Genomic DNA, 16,130 nt, shown 5'->3' on the forward strand with positions numbered 1-16,130 from the left:
CTCACTCATCGGAGTCGGAAACCGGGGCATCTGCGCCGCCGTGCAGCACGAGCAGGGTGACGGTGGACGCCTCGGTGGCGGTGAGGGAGTGGACGCGTCGGGCGGTGACATTCAGCGCGGCGCCCGGGGCGAGCTCCACGGTGGCGGCGTCCTCCCCGGAGAGGTCGGCATTGTCCGGACCGGCGACGGTCACCTCGACACGGCCGGACTGTCCCATGATGAGGATCGGCCAGACCGCGGAGTGGTCGGCCATGACGTCACCGGCGCGGAATGCGAGACGGACGGCGGTGACGCCCTCGAGCTCGCCCAGCTTCTTCGCCGCGGGGATCGCCCGCTTGCGGCGCTGGTGGGGGCGGTCACCGGCCAGCGGGACGGTACCGGGATGGGCGTCCAGCAGGCCGTCGACGAGGGTCCAGCCGTCGCCGGACCGGTCGTCGACGAGAGCGTCCGCGGGGACACTGCCGGGGGTGTCACTCATTATCTTCTCCTGTCGGGTTCTTCGTTGCGACGACGGCGATGGCCGCGAGGTTGTCGCTGTACCTGTTGAAGACCTTGCGCATCCCGAGGACGCGCCTGCGGGCGCCCGGATTGCGCAGCAGGTTGACCACGATGGTGGCCACACCCTTCAGGCCTTCATCGGCGAGGTTGCGCCGCGGCTTGAGCAGTTCCATGCCGTTGTGCTGCACCGACTCGACCGTGAAGCCGTGGGAGGTGAGCAGGTCGGTCCATTCTTCGGTGGTCAGCGGGCGGGCGTTGACCTTGATGGAGCGGGCGAGGGCCTTGCGGATCTCGGTCTTCGCGTCGTCGTCGAGGGTGTCGGGCTCGAGGCAGAGCTCGTGGATGGCGTAGCGGCCGCCGTCACGCAGCACGCGGTGGGCTTCGGCGACGATGGCGTCCTTGCCCTTCGCACCCTGCATGGTGAGCATGGCTTCGCCGAGGACGACGTCGGCGGAGTCGCAGTCCAGGCCCGTGGCGTCCGCCTTCGCCTCGGTGACCTCTCCGGCGTTGCCGATGGCCTGGTTGGTCAGGGTCACGGCCTCGGCGTCCTCGTCCACACCGCGGTAGGACGCCGGGTGGGTGTCGAGCAGCAGCTTGGCGGTCTTGCCGAGACCGGGGGCCAGCTCGACGACGTCCTTGCCGGCGGTGGACGCGGCGGTGATGAGCCGTTCGGTGAGCTCCCGGCCGCCGGGGCGCAGGACGCGCTTGCCGAGCCGGGCCAGCAGCCAGTGGCCGGGCAGATCCTCGATGGGCCGTTCGGACATGGGCAGAGTGTCGGTCACAGGAACCTCCGTCGGTAGCGCCGACGGCACCGTCGGCGATGTGGTCGGCTATTTATGAGGATGATCATGCTCATAATAACCGACATGAAGGCAGGAGAACCTAAGTGTGGGATACCTCACCTGACTCCGGGGGTGGTGGCGGTCGGATACCCTTCGGACGCCCCCGTGGCGTGGTCACGGTCCGGTCGCCGGGGATCCAGAACCGCAGTGGTGCCTCGACATTCTTCGAGATGCCGATCCGTGGGCCGCTGACATAGTCCGCCGGGGACGCCGGGGGAGTGAGGGTGAAGGTGGCGTCGGCGGCGGCATCACCACTGACCACCGCCAATGTCGCGCCGTCGAGATCCAGGTCAAGGCCCAGCACAGCGCCGAGATTCCCCGGCCCGCGCCCCAGTGCCTCATCGGTGGGAACCACGGCCACCCCGTCCTTCACCTTCCTCCGTCGGCGCCGCGCGACCTCCAGCCCCTCGACTACGCGCCCGGCCCGCATGAGTACCCCCGCGCCGGTCCCCGCCGGCCGGCACACGATATTGCCGGCCCGGTGGATCCCGTAGCTCGCGTAGACGTAGATGTGCCCCGGTGGGCCGAACATCGTCGCACACCGGGGTGTCCACCCCTTGGCCGTGTGGGACGCCGGGTCCCCGACCCCCGGATATGCCTCGACCTCGGTGAGCTGCACGGCGACTGTGTCGGTGCCGCCGACGCCGTCAGGAGTCACCCGACGCAGCACTGCGCCGAGCAGCTGCGGCGCCACAACCTCGGGGGACGCGGTGAGGTCGAGCATGCTCAGCCCCGAGAATCCTGCGTGCCCTGCACATCCGGCGAGCTCTGCGCGATCCGCAGTGCAGACACCGCCGCCCCGTCCGTCTCCTGCAGCATCAGCGGATCGGTCCGCGGCATCGGCGAGATCGTCATGTCCGCCCGGTAGTCCAGCAGCGGAATGCCCAGCATGTGGACCCGCGGATCCACCTCGCCGTCCGGGTGCACCAGCAGACCTGTCGCCAGATCCACCTCCGGCGCGGTCGTCACCGAGCCGTCGGCCAGGGTGAAGGGACGCAGTCGCCCGGCCAGCCGCAGCTGTCGGGTCAGCGGATCGGCCGAGGTCCGGGCGTCCGGCTTGTGCAGCCAGGCGTCCACCAGCGTGGTGGAGAACACCGCCTCGTCACCGGTGGTCGGCGAACTCATGGCGAAGGCCGGCTGCTCCGGGTCGACGACCAGGGTCGGGTGCGCGCCCAGGAAGCGCACGTAGCCGGCGTCGACCAGGCACAGCAGTTCGGCGGTGCGGAACGCCGGCGGGCCGGACCCGACCATCTGGCCGACCCGCTTGAGCTCTGCCAGGCCGCCGCGCCGGGAAGCGGTGGTGTACCGGTTCGGCTGGTCGACGATCCCGGCGGGCTTTCGGGCAGACCCGATGACCTGTAGTCCGGCCTTCACCGCGGAGTCCCGGCCCCGCAACGCCTCGGTGAGGTCGAGGGCCAGGTTGTCGGCGATCATGGCGGTCAGCTCGTCGATGGTGGGGCCGGTGGCGATACCGTTCGCCGCGAACCGTGCCACCGGATCGGCGTGGAACGGCAGGTCGAAGCGCTGTTCCGCCGTCACCAGACCGTCGAGCCGGGGGTCGGTGTGCAGCGACCAGGGGTCGGCGTCCGGCGCGTCGATCACGGCGATGACCTGGTCCAGGGGCTCCGGATCCTGGTCCGACCCGCTGCCCAGCAGCACCCGGTAGTAGGCCTCCTGGGCGTCCCGCAGGATCGCCGGCCACAGGGTGGCGTCGAAATCGACGGAATCCGCCGGGGCATCAGCGGGCACGGCAGCCTTCGCAGCGGCGAACCGTGGCATCACCGCGGCCGGCGGCAAGGTACCGTACACAGGTTTCGGCTGGTAGGGGTATCCGTGGTGGGATGCCACCAGCAGGTGCGGTTCAGCGCCGCAGGGCTCATAGGTCAGCCCGGAACGGGACTGCGGATCGGGGACGAAGCGTCCTCCCCGGTCGATGGTGAGCATTGCCATCACGTCGAAGAAACCCATCCCCAACCCTCGCACGAGCACCTCCTCGCCGGAATCGGCGAAGGAGTCGATGCTGCAGGTGTCCTGGTCAGCGGGGTTTCCGGGGCGCACCCACGTCAAACCGGGGTAGGTCGACACGGCGGTGTCGGTGAAGGCCTCCATCGCATCGTCGGTGGTGTCGGTCCAGCCCAGGGCGAGCACGGTGGCGTCGGCGAGGATCTCCTCGCCGGTGGACAGGACGATCCGGTCAGCAGCATCCTCGCTGCTGATCTCCGTGGCCGTGGCGGTGTGGAGGGTCACGGTGACCCGTCCGCCGTCCTCGCTGGCGGCGGGACCGGCGGCCAGCTCGAGCACCACCGACAACACCCAGCGTAGGTACTCGCCGTACAGCGCACGCGACGGGTGGGACTCTGGAACGGCGGCGGCCAACTCCGCTGCGTACGCCTCCGGCAGCGCCGCCGGATGTGCCGCCACCAGGGCACTCTTCGCCCCGTTCGGGTCGACCGTGGCTTCCAACGGCTCACCCCGGTGCAGCTGGATCCACTCGTACATCGTGGGGCCCTCGAGAACCGGCAGGGCCACCGTGGAACCAGGCTCGGTGAACAGCGTGACCGCGTCCGCCAGGGTGTTCATGCACAGGGTGCGGGTCTGGTCGGTCCGCCACACCCGTCCGGCGCCGGGTTCGGTGTCGTCGACGAGGTGGACGTCCAGCGGGAGGCTGGTGGGCAGGGTGGGGGCCGCGGCGACGATCCGTTCCAGGACGGAGATGCCGCGCGGACCACCTCCGATGATCGCGAGCGTGGGCATGTAGCTCATGGTAATCCAGAGGGAAGCCAGGTTGAGGGGTGCTGACGCGAGGGAAACCTGTCGGGCAGTCAGCCTGGCACATATCTACCTGGCACATATCTACCTGGCTCATATCTACCTGGCTCATATCTAGTGGCATCGTAAACGGTCAGCTGGTCAGTGTAGATGGCCGGATATCACCCAGATGTTGGTCATCTACACTGACCAGCCGCCCACTTACGATGACATCCTGCACCTGTTCCCCATCGTCTTCCGGCGCCGCCCGGGGCACCGTGAGTTCACACTGGAACGCAGTGCAGTCGTCGGGTGGCGTTCGGGTCGGTCCGACGGGCCGGGGGGTCACGGGCGTAGCGTGGACTCCATGACTGAATCGACAACGACCGTTCCCCGCGTCGAGATCCCCGGCACCGACCTGAAGGTCGCGCCGGTCAGCCTGGGTGGCAACACCTTCGGCTGGACCTCCGACGCCGACGAGTCCTTCGCCGTGCTCGACGCCTTCCTCGCTGGCGGCGGCTCGGTCATCGACACCGCCGACATGTACTCCCAGTGGGCCGAGGGGCACTCCGGCGGCGAGTCCGAGACCGTCCTCGGCCAGTGGCTGGCCGACCGTGGCACCCGGCAGGACGTTGTGCTGGTGACGAAGGTCGGCGCCATCCAGGACGCGCCGGGTCTGGCACACGACACCGTGCTGGCCAACCTCGAGCGTTCCCTGCAGCGACTGCAGACCGACCACGTGGACATCTACTACTACCACTACGACGATGAGTCGGTGTCCATCGCCGACCAGGTGAAAACCGCCGCTGAACTGATCGATTCCGGCAAGGTGCGCTTCCTCGGCCTGTCGAACTACACCCCCGACCGGATCCGCGAGTTCTACGAGACCGCCCGCGAACTGGAGCTGGACCGGGCCATCCCGCTCGCGGTCCAGCCGCAGTACAGCCTGCTGGCCCGCAGTGACTACGAGGAGGGCTACGGGCTCGTCGCCGAAGAGTACGGCGTGGGTGTGTTCAGCTACTTCTCGCTGGCCTCAGGCCTGCTGACCGGCAAGTACGCCAGCCGTGAGGACATCGCCGGGGCCGCCCGTGAGGGCATGGCCGCGGGTTACTTCGGGGACGACAGTGCCGACGCCCCCGACCCCTTCGCCGTGGTCGAGGCCGTCCGCGACATCGCCGCCGAGCACGAGGTCGAACCGTCCTCGGTGGCACTGGCCTGGCTGATCGCCAAGGGGGTCACCGCGCCCATCGCCTCGGCGCGCACCGTCGAGCAGGTTGCCCCGCTGCTGGCGGCGACGACACTGCAGCTCAGTGATGAGAACATCAGCAGATTGGACAGTGCCTCGACTGGTTTCTGAAGGTAAACTTCAACCATGGGCACCGACTACACCACCGACACTGTCGAGCACGACTACCCCGTCATCCGTCCCGAAGGCGCCGACGGGGAGGACATCGGTGCCATCCACGCGCTGACCGCCGAGGCCTTCGCCACCGCCGACCACACCTCCGGCACGGAGGCGGCCATCATCGACGCCCTGCGGGACGCCGAAGCGCTCACCTTGTCCCTGGTTGCGGTGCATGCCGGACGCATCGTCGGCCACGTCGCGGCCTCCCCGGTGACCCTCGACCCACCCGCTGAGGGCTGGTACGGGCTGGGCCCGATGTCGGTGCACCCGGAGTTCCAACGCCAGGGAATCGGCTCTGCCCTGGTCAAGGCGGTGGTGGACGCCCTGGTCGACCTGGAGGCCACCGGTGCGGTCCTGCTCGGCGAACCCTCGCTGTACCAGCGTTTCGGCTTCGCGGAACGCGAGGGACTGACGATGGCCGGGCTGGACCCGGACAACTCCGCCTACTTCCAGGCACTCCGGCTCGACGGCGGCGGAGCCGGCGCCGCGTCCTATCCACAGGCGGTGGTCACCTACCACCCGGGGTTCGACGCAACCTAGCGTCCCACAGCACCCCGGCACACAGAATTCCGGGCGACCCGAGACCCCTGATGCGTGGATTCGGGGGTTCTTCGGGCTAGCATTAGGGCCCGATGAATGCCCCACAGTCTGCTGCCGTATCCCCCCGGCGGTCCGCCAGGCCCGGTCACCGGACCGACATCGACGGACTCCGCGGCCTGGCGATCGCGCTGGTTGTGGTCTTCCACGTCTTCGTCGGACGGGTCTCCTCCGGTGTGGACGTGTTCCTGCTGCTCGGCGGTATCTTCTTCTTCGCCCCGCAGATCCGCAACGCACTGAACCCCAGGGGACTGACGGTCGTCCAGTCCTTCCTGCGCATCCTGCGTCGACTGTTCCCCGCCCTGGTCACCGTGGTGTTGGTGTCGGCCGCCGCTGCTGCGGTCATCTTCGGACGGGTCCGCTGGGGCGAGGTCGCCGAGGACGCCACCGCCTCACTGCTCTACATGCAGAACCTGCACCTGACCGACCTGGGGCAGGACTATTCTGCGCTGAACCGGGACGTCAGTGTCTTCCAGCACATCTGGTCGATGTCGGTGCAGATGCAGATCTACGTCGGCTCCCTACTGGTCATCGCGCTGATTGGCGGCATCGCCCTGCTCGCAGGTGCGGGGCCCGACAAGGGACGACCCGGTGCACGACGCGGCGACGGTTCCACCCGGGCCATCTCGGGTGGGCTGCACTGGCTGCTGGTCATCGCCACCGTCGCCAGCTTCATCTACGCCGCCTGGCTCGGTAACGAGGACCAGGGTGCGAACTATTACTCGCCGTTCTCCCGCTTCTGGGAGATCGGCCTGGGCGGCCTGTTCGGCATCTGGCTGCTGGGCCGCACCCTGCCGCGGGTGTGGGAGATCCTGCGCTGGCCGGCCGGTGTGCTCGGCGTCGGGATGATCATCGTCACCGGTCTGTTCCTCGACGGTGCCGCGCAGTTCCCCGGCCCGTGGACGCTGGTCCCGCTGGTGGGCGCGATGCTGGTCGTGCTGGCCGGCAACCCGGTGGAGGACGACCGTTCCCCGCGCTCCGAGGGCGTCACCGCCCTGCTGGAGACCCGGCCGTTCCAGTTCCTCGGACGCATCGCCTACAGCCTCTACCTGTGGCACTGGCCGATGCTGGTGCTGGTGACCTACCTGCTGTCCGACCCGCTCGAGGGCGAGGGTTCCGTCGCGGAGGGGGCCGCCGACCCAGCCGACGCAGTCGGAGCCGGGGCCGACGTCGCGGGGGACGGAGCCGGTGCGCTCGGCGGCATCACCGCCACGCTCGGCACCGGCCAGGGAATCCTGGTCGGCACCGGCGTGGTCGTGGTGTCCTGCCTGCTGGGCTGGGCGACCTACCGCTTCATCGAGACCCCGCTGCGTCAGGGACGCAAACCCGGACGCTCCTGGGTTCTCACCCCGTCCTACCTGCGCACATCGCTGCGCAAGGGTGGTGCCACCAAGGTCGGTGCCACGACACTGATCGTCGTCGCCACCGGCGCGGTGCTGGCGTTCGGTCCGATCGCCGACCGCGCCGGGGAGGAGGCCCTCACCGACGCCTCCGAGGTGAACCGCGACGACTATCCCGGCCCGCGGGCGTTCCTTCAGGACGCACCGGTGCCGGAGGGCCTGGATCCGGAACCGAACCCGGAGATCGGCGAGGACGAGATGCTGCCGGACACCCAGGACGACGGCTGCTTCTCCGGTTTCGTCGAACCCAACCTGATCCTCACCCAGCAGTTCAACGCCTCCGACATCCCCTGCGAGTACGGCGACGTGGACTCCGACCGGCTGATGTACCTGGTCGGAGGTTCCCACTCCGAGCACTTCCTGCCGGCCCTCGACGAGATCGGCCAGGAGCAGGGCATCCGCATTGTGCCGTTGCTGAAGATGGGTTGTGTGCTGGGCATGGAGCTGCCGCACCTCAGCGGCGAGCCCTACCCGGAGTGCGGCGAGTGGGAGCAGTCCGCCCAGCAGTACATCTTCGACAACCCGCCGACCGACGGGGTGTTCATGACCGTCACCCGGCCGACCACCATCGAAGGCAACGGGCCGGACCAGGTGCCGCAGGAGTACGTGGACATGGTCGCCAAGCTCACCGACGCCGGCATCCACACCTGGGGTATGCGCGACACCCCGTGGCACATGTCCGGCCCCGGCCAGCAGGGCAATGCCCGGGAGTGCGTCGCCGTCGGCTTCGACGGTGACTGTGGTGTGGACGAGCTCGCCAGCCTCGCCCCGGAGAACCCGGCACTGCCGGCCTATGAGGGACTCGACATCACCCAACTCGAGGTCACCCCGGCACTGTGCCGCGACGGTCGCTGCCCGGCGGTCGTCGGCAATGTGCTGGTCTACCACGATGGTCAGCACTTCACCTCGCTGTTCTCCTCCATGTTGGCCGAGGAGATCAGTCGTCAGATGTACGAGGTCCCCGCAGAAGACGGGCTCGGGGGTGAGCCCGGGGATGAGGCCGGAGTCCCGGCAGGGGGCGCCCCGGTGGCCCCCGCAGGGGAGTAGCTCCACCACCCATGCTGAACCACGAACGTAGCCCCCGGGCGGGGGCCAGTCTCCGACGCGCCGACATCGACGGACTCCGCGGTCTGGCGATCGCCCTGGTCGTCATCTTCCACGTCTTCGTCGGACGGGTCTCCTCCGGTGTGGACGTGTTCCTGCTGCTCGGCGGTATCTTCTTCTTCGCCCCGCAGATCCGCAACGCACTGAACCCAGCCGGCCTCACCGTCGTCCAGGCGGTGCTGCGGATCATCCGACGGCTCTACCCTGCACTCGTCACCGTGGTGGCGGTGTCGCTGGCGGCGGCGTTGGGCATCTACGCCTCGGTGCGTTGGATCGACACCGGGCAGGACGCGGCGGCCTCGCTGCTGTACGTCCAGAACCTCAACCTGATCCACCAGGGGCAGGACTACGCGGCGATCAGCCAGGACGTCAGCCTGTTCCAGCACATCTGGTCGATGTCGGTGCAGCTGCAGATCTACCTCGGCTCACTGGTGGTGATCACGGTGCTCTGCGCGGTCGTGACCCGGGTGTTCTCCCGGACGGCGACCGCGGCCAGGCGGACCGTGGTCGGCCTGCTGGTGGTGGCCACTGTCGTCAGCCTCGGGTACGCGACCTGGATGACCGCCCACGACCAGGCGGTGAACTACTACTCGCCGCTGTCGCGTTTCTGGGAGATCGGCCTGGGTGGACTGTTCGGTCTGTGGGTGCTGGGACGCCGTCTGCCGGGCTGGTTCACCCGCCTGCGGATCCCTGCCGGGCTGATCGGCCTGGTGCTGATCGTGGGCACCGGTCTGGTGCTCGACGGTGCCGAGCAGTTCCCCGGGCCCTGGACGCTGGTGCCCTTGGCCGGTGCGGTGCTGGTGGTGCTCGCCGGCAGTGAGACAGCGTCCACCGGATCCACCGGGCCCACGGGGTCCGGACGGGTCGGGGTGGCACGCCTGCTGGAGACCCGTGTCTTCCAACTGCTCGGACGCTACGCCTACAGCCTCTACCTGTGGCACTGGCCGGTGCTGACCCTGGCGACCTACCTCTGGGCCGGCCGCACTGCACAGGACACCGCCGACGCCAGCACCGCCGAGGTCGCTGCCGACACCCCCTTCCTGCAGGGCATCACCGCCACCCTCGGTTCCACCACCGGCACCCTGGTCGGCACCGGCGTCATCGTGGTCTCCCTCGTCCTGGCCGCGGCCACGCACCGCTTCGTCGAGGTGCCGCTGCAGCAGACCTCGCGTCCGACCCGCTCCTGGGTGCTCACGGACCTGGGCTACCTGCGCAGCGCCTCCGGCCACCGGGGGAAGACCGTCGTCGCCGTCGGCATGGTCGCCGCCACCGTCGGCGTCATCGCCTTCGCCCCGACGGGCGAGCGCGTCCTCGCGCACCGCGCCGCGAAGCTGGAGGCCCGCGCCGCCGACACGGACATCTACCCGGGGCCCGCGGCGTTCCTGCAGGACGCTCCGGTCCCCGAGGGGGAGCCGGTGGTCCCGGACACCGCGGAGATCCGCCCGCTGATGCCGCTGAACCAGCCCGACGGCTGCTACGCCAGCTTCCCGCACACCGAGGTCGTCCTCACCCACGACCACAACGAGTCCGACGAGGAGTGCGCCTACGGCGACGTCGACTCCGACCGGGTGATGTACCTCGCCGGCGGTTCGCACTCCGAGCACTTCCTGCCCGCCCTGGACATCATCGGCAGGGACCGCGGCATCAAGATCGTGCCGATCGTGAAGATGGGCTGCGTGCTGGGCATGGCCCTGCCGCGCGTGGACGGCAGCGACTACCCGGAGTGCGCCGAGTGGGAGCTCAAGGCCCAGCAGTACGTGCTGGACAACCCGCCGACCGACGGGGTGTTCATGACCGTCACCCGGCCGACCTCGATGCTGGGCGACGGCCCGGAGCAGATCCCGGACGAGTACGCCGCGATGGTGCAGAAGCTCACCGACGCCGGCATCCACACCTACGCCGTCCGCGACACCCCGTGGATGATGAGGAGCCCCGGACGCCAGCTCGACGCCCGCAAGTGCGTCGCGGAACAGCGCGAGGGCGACTGCGGTGTCGCCCAGGAGGACCACCTGCTGCCGGAGGACCCGTCGCTGGAGGCGTTGGTGGGGATGGACGTCACCCACATCGACCTCACCGACGCGGTGTGCCGCGACGGACGCTGCCCCGGCGTGGTCGGCAATGTGCTGGTCTACCGCGACACCCAGCACCTGACGAACCGTTTCGTGGAGCTGCTCGCCCCGGAGATCGAGCGTCAGATGTACTCAGATGCACGAGGCCGCTGACCGCTGAGGTTAAGATGAGTCACGCTATGACACCCCCTGACCATCAGTTTTCACCGGCGCGTCCGGTGACGGTGGACCCGCGGCCGCGACCGCGGCTGACCCACCGCACCGACATCGACGGACTCCGCGGCCTGGCGATCGCCCTGGTCGTGGTCTTCCACGTCTTCGTCGGCCGCGTCTCCTCCGGTGTGGACGTGTTCCTGCTGGTCGGTGGTGTCTTCTTTTTCGCCCCGCAGGTCCGCAACGCGCTGAACCCGAAGGGTATGACACTGCCGCAGTCGGTGTGGCGGATCCTGCGGCGCCTGTTCCCCGCACTGGTCACCGTGGTGTCGGTCAGCGCGGTCGCCGCGCTGCTGTTCCTGCCGGCGTCGCGGTGGGTGCAGACCGGGCAGGACGCTTCGGCCGCCCTGCTGTACGTCGAGAACCTCCACCTGGCCAACCAGGGGATGGAGTACGAGGCGATCGGCCGGGACGTCAGTCTCTTCCAGCACATCTGGTCGATGTCGGTGCAGATGCAGATCTACGTCGGCTCGCTGATCGTCATCGCCCTGCTGGCGGTGCTGTTCCGTAAGCGTGCCCGGGTCGGCACCGGGGTGATGCGTTTCCTGCTGGTCGTCGCCACCGTCGCCAGCTTCGCCTACGCCACCTGGCTGGGGACGGAGAACCAGGCGCTGAACTACTACTCGCCGTTCTCCCGCTTCTGGGAGATCGGCCTGGGCGGGCTGTTCGGGCTGTGGCTGATCGGCTGGATGATCCCCCGGTCGTTGGCGTGGGTCCGTTGGCCGGCCGGTGTGCTCGGCCTGGTGCTGATCGTGGGCACCGGCATGTTCCTGGATGGTGCCGCCCAGTTCCCGGGACCGTGGACGCTGGTGCCGTTGGTCGGCGCGATGCTGGTGATCCTCGCCGGTAACCCCGTCGCAGAGCGGGGTGGCGACGGGGGGTCCATCGGCGTGGCCCGGATGCTGGATTCGCGGGTGTTCCAGTTCCTCGGCCGGATCTCCTACAGCCTGTACCTGTGGCACTGGCCGCTGCTGACCCTGGCGACCTACCACTTCGCCACCCGCTCGGAGTCCACCGGCGACACCTCCCCGTCCGGCGGTCTGCAGGGCATTACCGCCACCCTCGGCACCGGGCAGGGCATCCTCGTCGGCTCCGCTGTGATCCTCGGCTCCCTGGTGCTGGCGTGGCTGACCTACCGCCTGGTGGAGGTGCCGACCCGGCAGAAGACCAAGCCCGCCCGGTCGTGGGGGTTCCTGGGCTTCCCGGGCCGCCGCCGGCGCGCAGCCGCCGCAGCCGATACAGACGCCGCAGCGTCCGGAGACAACGCCGCACCCCGTAAGGCGCTGCGTCCCGTCCCGGTCGCGACCGTCGCACTCATGGCCGCCACCACCGGTGGCGTCCTCGCCCTCGCACCGCTGGCCGAGAACCACAACGTGCGCGAGGCTGAGGCGGCGATGGACACCGAGATCACCGAGGAGACCCACCCTGGGCCCGCCGCCTACCTGCAGGACGTCCCGGCGTCCGGCAGCGCGCCCGTGCTGCCCCCGGCGGTGTGGGACGACGACATCATGTTCCCGCAGTCCACCCTCGACGGCTGCATCAGCCGCGTCACCGACAGCGACCTGGTCCTCACCCACGAGCGCAACGCCTCCGACACCCCCTGCGTCTACGGCGACACGAACGCCGAACGCACCATGTACCTCGTCGGCGGCTCGCACTCCGAGCACTTCCTGCCCGCCCTCGACGCCATCGGCACCGAGCGCGGCATCCGGATCGTCCCGATGCTGAAGATGGGCTGCCCGCTGGGCATGGAGATCCCCCGCTTCAACGGCGAGCCCTACCCCGAGTGCTACGCCTGGCAGGAGAAGGTCGAGGAGTACATCTTCGACAACCCGCCGACCGACGGGGTGTTCCTGTCCTCGACCCGCCCGACGACCCGCAACGGTGAGGGACCCGACCACGTGCCCGAGGGGTACGTGGACGTGGTGCGCCGGTTCAGCGACGCCGGCATCCACACCTTCGCCGCCCGCGACAACCCGTGGCGCAACGTCGACGGCAAGCTCGGCAACTCCCTGGTGTGCGTCGCCGACGGTGGCGACGCCGACGACTGCGGCATGGTGCAGGACGACTCCCTCGCCGAACACAACCCCGCACTCACCGCCTACCAGGGGCTCGACGTGACCCACCTCGACCCGACGGCGGCCTACTGCCGCGACGGGGTGTGCCCGGCGGTTGTCGGCAATGTGCTGGTCTACCGCGACGGCAACCACTTCACCCCGATGTGGGTGGAGCTGATGACCGAGGAGATCGAGCGGCAGATGTACGACCCGGAGGCGATCGCCGACATGCAGGCCGCGGCGCAGGAGGCGAAAGACGCCGAGGCCGAGGCGCAGCGCGACGGGGGCGATGAGCTCGCCCCGCCGGTGGTCCAGCGCATGCCGAAGCCGTGGGACCCGGACTACGTGCCGCCGGTGGAGACGGCCGACCCGGTGCCCGCGCCTGCACCGGAGCCTGCGCCGGAGCAGGGCTGGGTCGATCCCGGTTACGTCGACCCGGGCTGGGTGGACCCCGGGTACGTCGCGCCGGCGTGGTGAGCGTGACGGCCGGAGTGTCCTGAACCGCCGCAGCGTCCTGCACGGGCCGGAGAAACGACGTTCACCAGCGGCGCGCTCCCCCGTCGACACATCGGAGTCGCTGCGCCTGTGCGTCCCTGGGGGTAATGGGCGGTATGCTGTAGCCCGCCATGAACTCTTCGAATCCACACCCCGCTTCCGGAGCGGTACCGCGGCGACCCCACCGTAGGGACATCGACGGACTCCGCGGCCTGGCGATCGCCCTGGTCGTGGTCTTCCACGTCTTCATTGGCCGGGTCTCCTCCGGTGTGGACGTGTTCCTGCTGGTCGGCGGTATCTTCTTCTTTGGCCCGCAGATCCGCAACGCCCTGAACCCCAAGGGCCTGACGCTGGTGCAGTCCTTCCTGCGCATATTCCGGCGTCTGTATCCGGCGTTGATCACCGTCGTCGCAGCGACACTGGTCCTCGCCGTCATCGTGTACGCCGAGGTCAGATGGGTCAATGCCGGTAAGGACGCCAGCAGTTCACTGGCGTACTTCCAGAACTTCCACCTGGCCAACCAGGGACAGGAGTACACCGCGATCAACCGGGATGTGAGCCTGTACCAGCACATCTGGTCGATGTCGGTGCAGATGCAGATCTACGTCGGCTCCCTGGTGGTCATCGCGCTGCTGGCGGCGCTGTTCCGCAAGAAGGCGAAGGTCGGCAGCACCATACTGTACTGGCTGCTGGTCGCTGCGACGCTCGCCAGCTTCGCCTACGCCACCTGGCTGGGGTCCGAGAACCAAGCGCTGAACTACTACTCGCCGCTGTCCCGTTTCTGGGAGATCGGCCTGGGTGGCCTGTTCGGCCTGTGGCTGATCGGCTGGGTCATCCCTCGCTCCCTGGCGTGGATCCGCTGGCCGGCGGGCCTGGTCGGCCTGGTGCTGATCATCGCCACCGGTATGTTCCTCGACGGTGCCGCGCAGTTCCCGGGTCCGTGGACGCTGGTGCCGCTGGCCGGTGCGATGCTGGTGATCCTCGCCGGCAACCCCGTCGCCGACCGCAAGGCCCCGGAGGGCGGCAGCACCGGTGTCACCGGGTACCTGCCCATCGTCGGCGTCTCCCGGATGCTGGACTCGCGGGTGTTCCAGTTCCTCGGCAAGACCTCCTACGGCCTGTACCTGTGGCACTGGCCGCTGCTGACGCTGGCCACCTTCGAATTCTCCACCTCCACCGCGTCCCAGGCCGGTGGCCTGCAGGGCATCACCGCCACGCTCGGCACCGGCCAGGGCATCCTGGTCGGCACCGCGGTCATCGTCGCCTCCCTGGTTCTGGCGTGGTTGACCAACAAGTTCATCGAGGCGCCGCTGCGCCAGAAGTCCAAGCCCCACCGCTCCTGGGTCATCGTCGACGGTGGCTACTGGCGAACCAGCCTGCGCTCGAAGGGCAAGGTCGCCGCAGCCGTGGTCATGGCGCTTGTCACCGCCGGCGTCTTCGCCTTCGCCCCGGTCACCGAGGCACGCATCCAGGCCCGCGTGCAGGAGCTCAGCGTCACCGACGTCGACCCGGCCGAGTATCCCGGCCCGAATGCTTTCCTGCAGGACGCTCCGGTTCCCGACGGCCTGCCCGTCCTGCCGGACCCGGCGGACGACCGCCCGATGATGGCCGACACCCTCAAGGACGGCTGCCTGGCCCACTTCGAACACACCGACCTGATCACCACCAAGTGGTTCAATGAGGAGGACGAGCCGTGTGTCTACGGTGACGTCGAGTCTGATCGCACCATGTACCTGGTGGGCGGCTCGCACTCCGAGCATTTCCTGCCGGCGCTGCAGCCCATCGCCCAGCAGCAGAACTTCAAGATCGTCCCGATCCTGAAGCTGGGTTGTGTCATCGGCATGGACATCCCGAAGTGGGATGGCTCGGACTACCCGGAGTGCCGCGAGTGGCAGCAGAAGGCCGAGGACTTCATCTTCGAGAACCCGCCGTCCGAGGGCGTGTTCATGACCGTCACCCGGCCGACGACGATCCAGGGTGACGGCCCGGACCAGGTGCCGCAGGAGTACGTGGAGATGGTGCGCCGCCTGTCGGACGCCGGTATCCACACCATCGGTGCCCGCGACACCCCGTGGGTCCTGTCGTCCCCCGGTGTCCAGGGCAATGCACGACTGTGCGTGGCCGAGGATCCCGACGATGACGACTGTGGCGTCGACGAGGCGGAGTCGCTGGCACCGGTGAACCCGGCGTTGGCGGCCTATGAGGGGCTCGACATGACCCACGTGGACGTCACCCCGGCGGTGTGCAAGGACGGACGCTGCCCCGGTGTGGTCGGCAATGTGCTGGTCTACCGCGATGCGCAGCACTTCACGAACCTGTTCGCAGCGCAGCTCGCGCCGGAGATCTCCCGCCAGATGTACGATCCGGCGGCCCAGGAGGAGCAGCTGCGTCACGCGGGGGAGAGCAGTGCGCAGGCGCCTCCGGAGGATCCGGACGCTCCGATGCAGAAGGACGTCTTCGTCCTGCCGAAGCCTGGCGCGGAGGACGAGGCGGTCCTCCCGGACCCGAACCAGAACGTGGCGCCGATCCCCGAGCCGGCTCCGGCCCCTGTTCCGGCTCCCGCCCCGGCCCCGGACCCGGGGTGGGTTGATCCGGGCTATGTCGATCCGGGTACTGGCCAGGGCTACGTCGACCCCGGCCCCGACCAGGGCTACGTGGATCCGGGTTACGCCCCGCCGTACTGACCCGGGCCCCGCGCCAAC

The 16,130-nt window shown here is 69.1% G+C and carries 10 protein-coding genes; 6 read left to right on the forward strand and 4 right to left on the reverse strand.

What is annotated here, in order from left to right:
* Position 1: 1 nt before the first annotated feature.
* From ACTXPP_RS04015 to ACTXPP_RS04030, 4 genes are all read right to left on the reverse strand, one after another.
* Complete coding sequence (locus ACTXPP_RS04015; protein ID WP_052302432.1) at positions 2–478, reverse strand: cupin domain-containing protein; 477 nt, start codon at positions 476–478, stop codon at positions 2–4.
* Positions 471–1,262, reverse strand: a complete 792-nt coding sequence (locus ACTXPP_RS04020; protein WP_052302574.1) for a class I SAM-dependent methyltransferase — start codon at positions 1,260–1,262, stop codon at positions 471–473. The genes ACTXPP_RS04015 and ACTXPP_RS04020 overlap by 8 nt, the downstream gene beginning before the upstream one ends.
* A gap of 118 nt (positions 1,263–1,380) precedes the next feature.
* Positions 1,381–2,064: a DNA-3-methyladenine glycosylase gene (locus ACTXPP_RS04025; protein ID WP_073884060.1), complete on the reverse strand. Its 684-nt coding sequence runs from the start codon at positions 2,062–2,064 to the stop codon at positions 1,381–1,383.
* 2 nt (positions 2,065–2,066) lie between these two features.
* Complete coding sequence (locus tag ACTXPP_RS04030) at positions 2,067–4,103, reverse strand: FAD/NAD(P)-binding protein (protein ID WP_301520440.1); 2,037 nt, start codon at positions 4,101–4,103, stop codon at positions 2,067–2,069.
* 352 nt (positions 4,104–4,455) lie between these two features.
* Between ACTXPP_RS04030 and ACTXPP_RS04035 the strand changes: the two genes are divergently transcribed.
* The 6 genes from ACTXPP_RS04035 to ACTXPP_RS04060 all read left to right on the forward strand — a co-directional run bounded on the left by ACTXPP_RS04035 (position 4,456) and on the right by ACTXPP_RS04060 (position 16,112).
* The gene (locus ACTXPP_RS04035) at positions 4,456–5,445 is read left to right on the forward strand and encodes an aldo/keto reductase (protein WP_443341010.1); all 990 of its coding nucleotides are present in this window, start codon (positions 4,456–4,458) and stop codon (positions 5,443–5,445) included.
* Positions 5,446–5,460: 15 nt separating this feature from the next.
* Positions 5,461–6,033: a GNAT family N-acetyltransferase gene (locus ACTXPP_RS04040; RefSeq protein WP_443341011.1), complete on the forward strand. Its 573-nt coding sequence runs from the start codon at positions 5,461–5,463 to the stop codon at positions 6,031–6,033.
* A gap of 92 nt (positions 6,034–6,125) precedes the next feature.
* Positions 6,126–8,537, forward strand: coding sequence for an acyltransferase family protein (locus tag ACTXPP_RS04045; RefSeq protein ID WP_443341012.1), 2,412 nt, complete (start codon positions 6,126–6,128; stop codon positions 8,535–8,537).
* An 11-nt stretch (positions 8,538–8,548) separates the two neighbouring features.
* Positions 8,549–10,816 (forward strand): acyltransferase family protein, encoded by a 2,268-nt coding sequence (locus ACTXPP_RS04050; RefSeq protein ID WP_443341014.1) that lies wholly within the window; start codon positions 8,549–8,551, stop codon positions 10,814–10,816.
* Between the two features lie 26 nt (positions 10,817–10,842).
* Positions 10,843–13,410, forward strand: a complete 2,568-nt coding sequence (locus tag ACTXPP_RS04055) for an acyltransferase family protein (protein ID WP_443341015.1) — start codon at positions 10,843–10,845, stop codon at positions 13,408–13,410.
* A 149-nt stretch (positions 13,411–13,559) separates the two neighbouring features.
* The gene (locus ACTXPP_RS04060; protein ID WP_443341017.1) at positions 13,560–16,112 is read left to right on the forward strand and encodes an acyltransferase family protein; all 2,553 of its coding nucleotides are present in this window, start codon (positions 13,560–13,562) and stop codon (positions 16,110–16,112) included.
* Positions 16,113–16,130: the final 18 nt, after the last annotated feature.

Source organism: Candidatus Corynebacterium faecigallinarum, assembly GCF_052264515.1.
Lineage (GTDB): Bacteria > Actinomycetota > Actinomycetes > Mycobacteriales > Mycobacteriaceae > Corynebacterium > Corynebacterium faecigallinarum.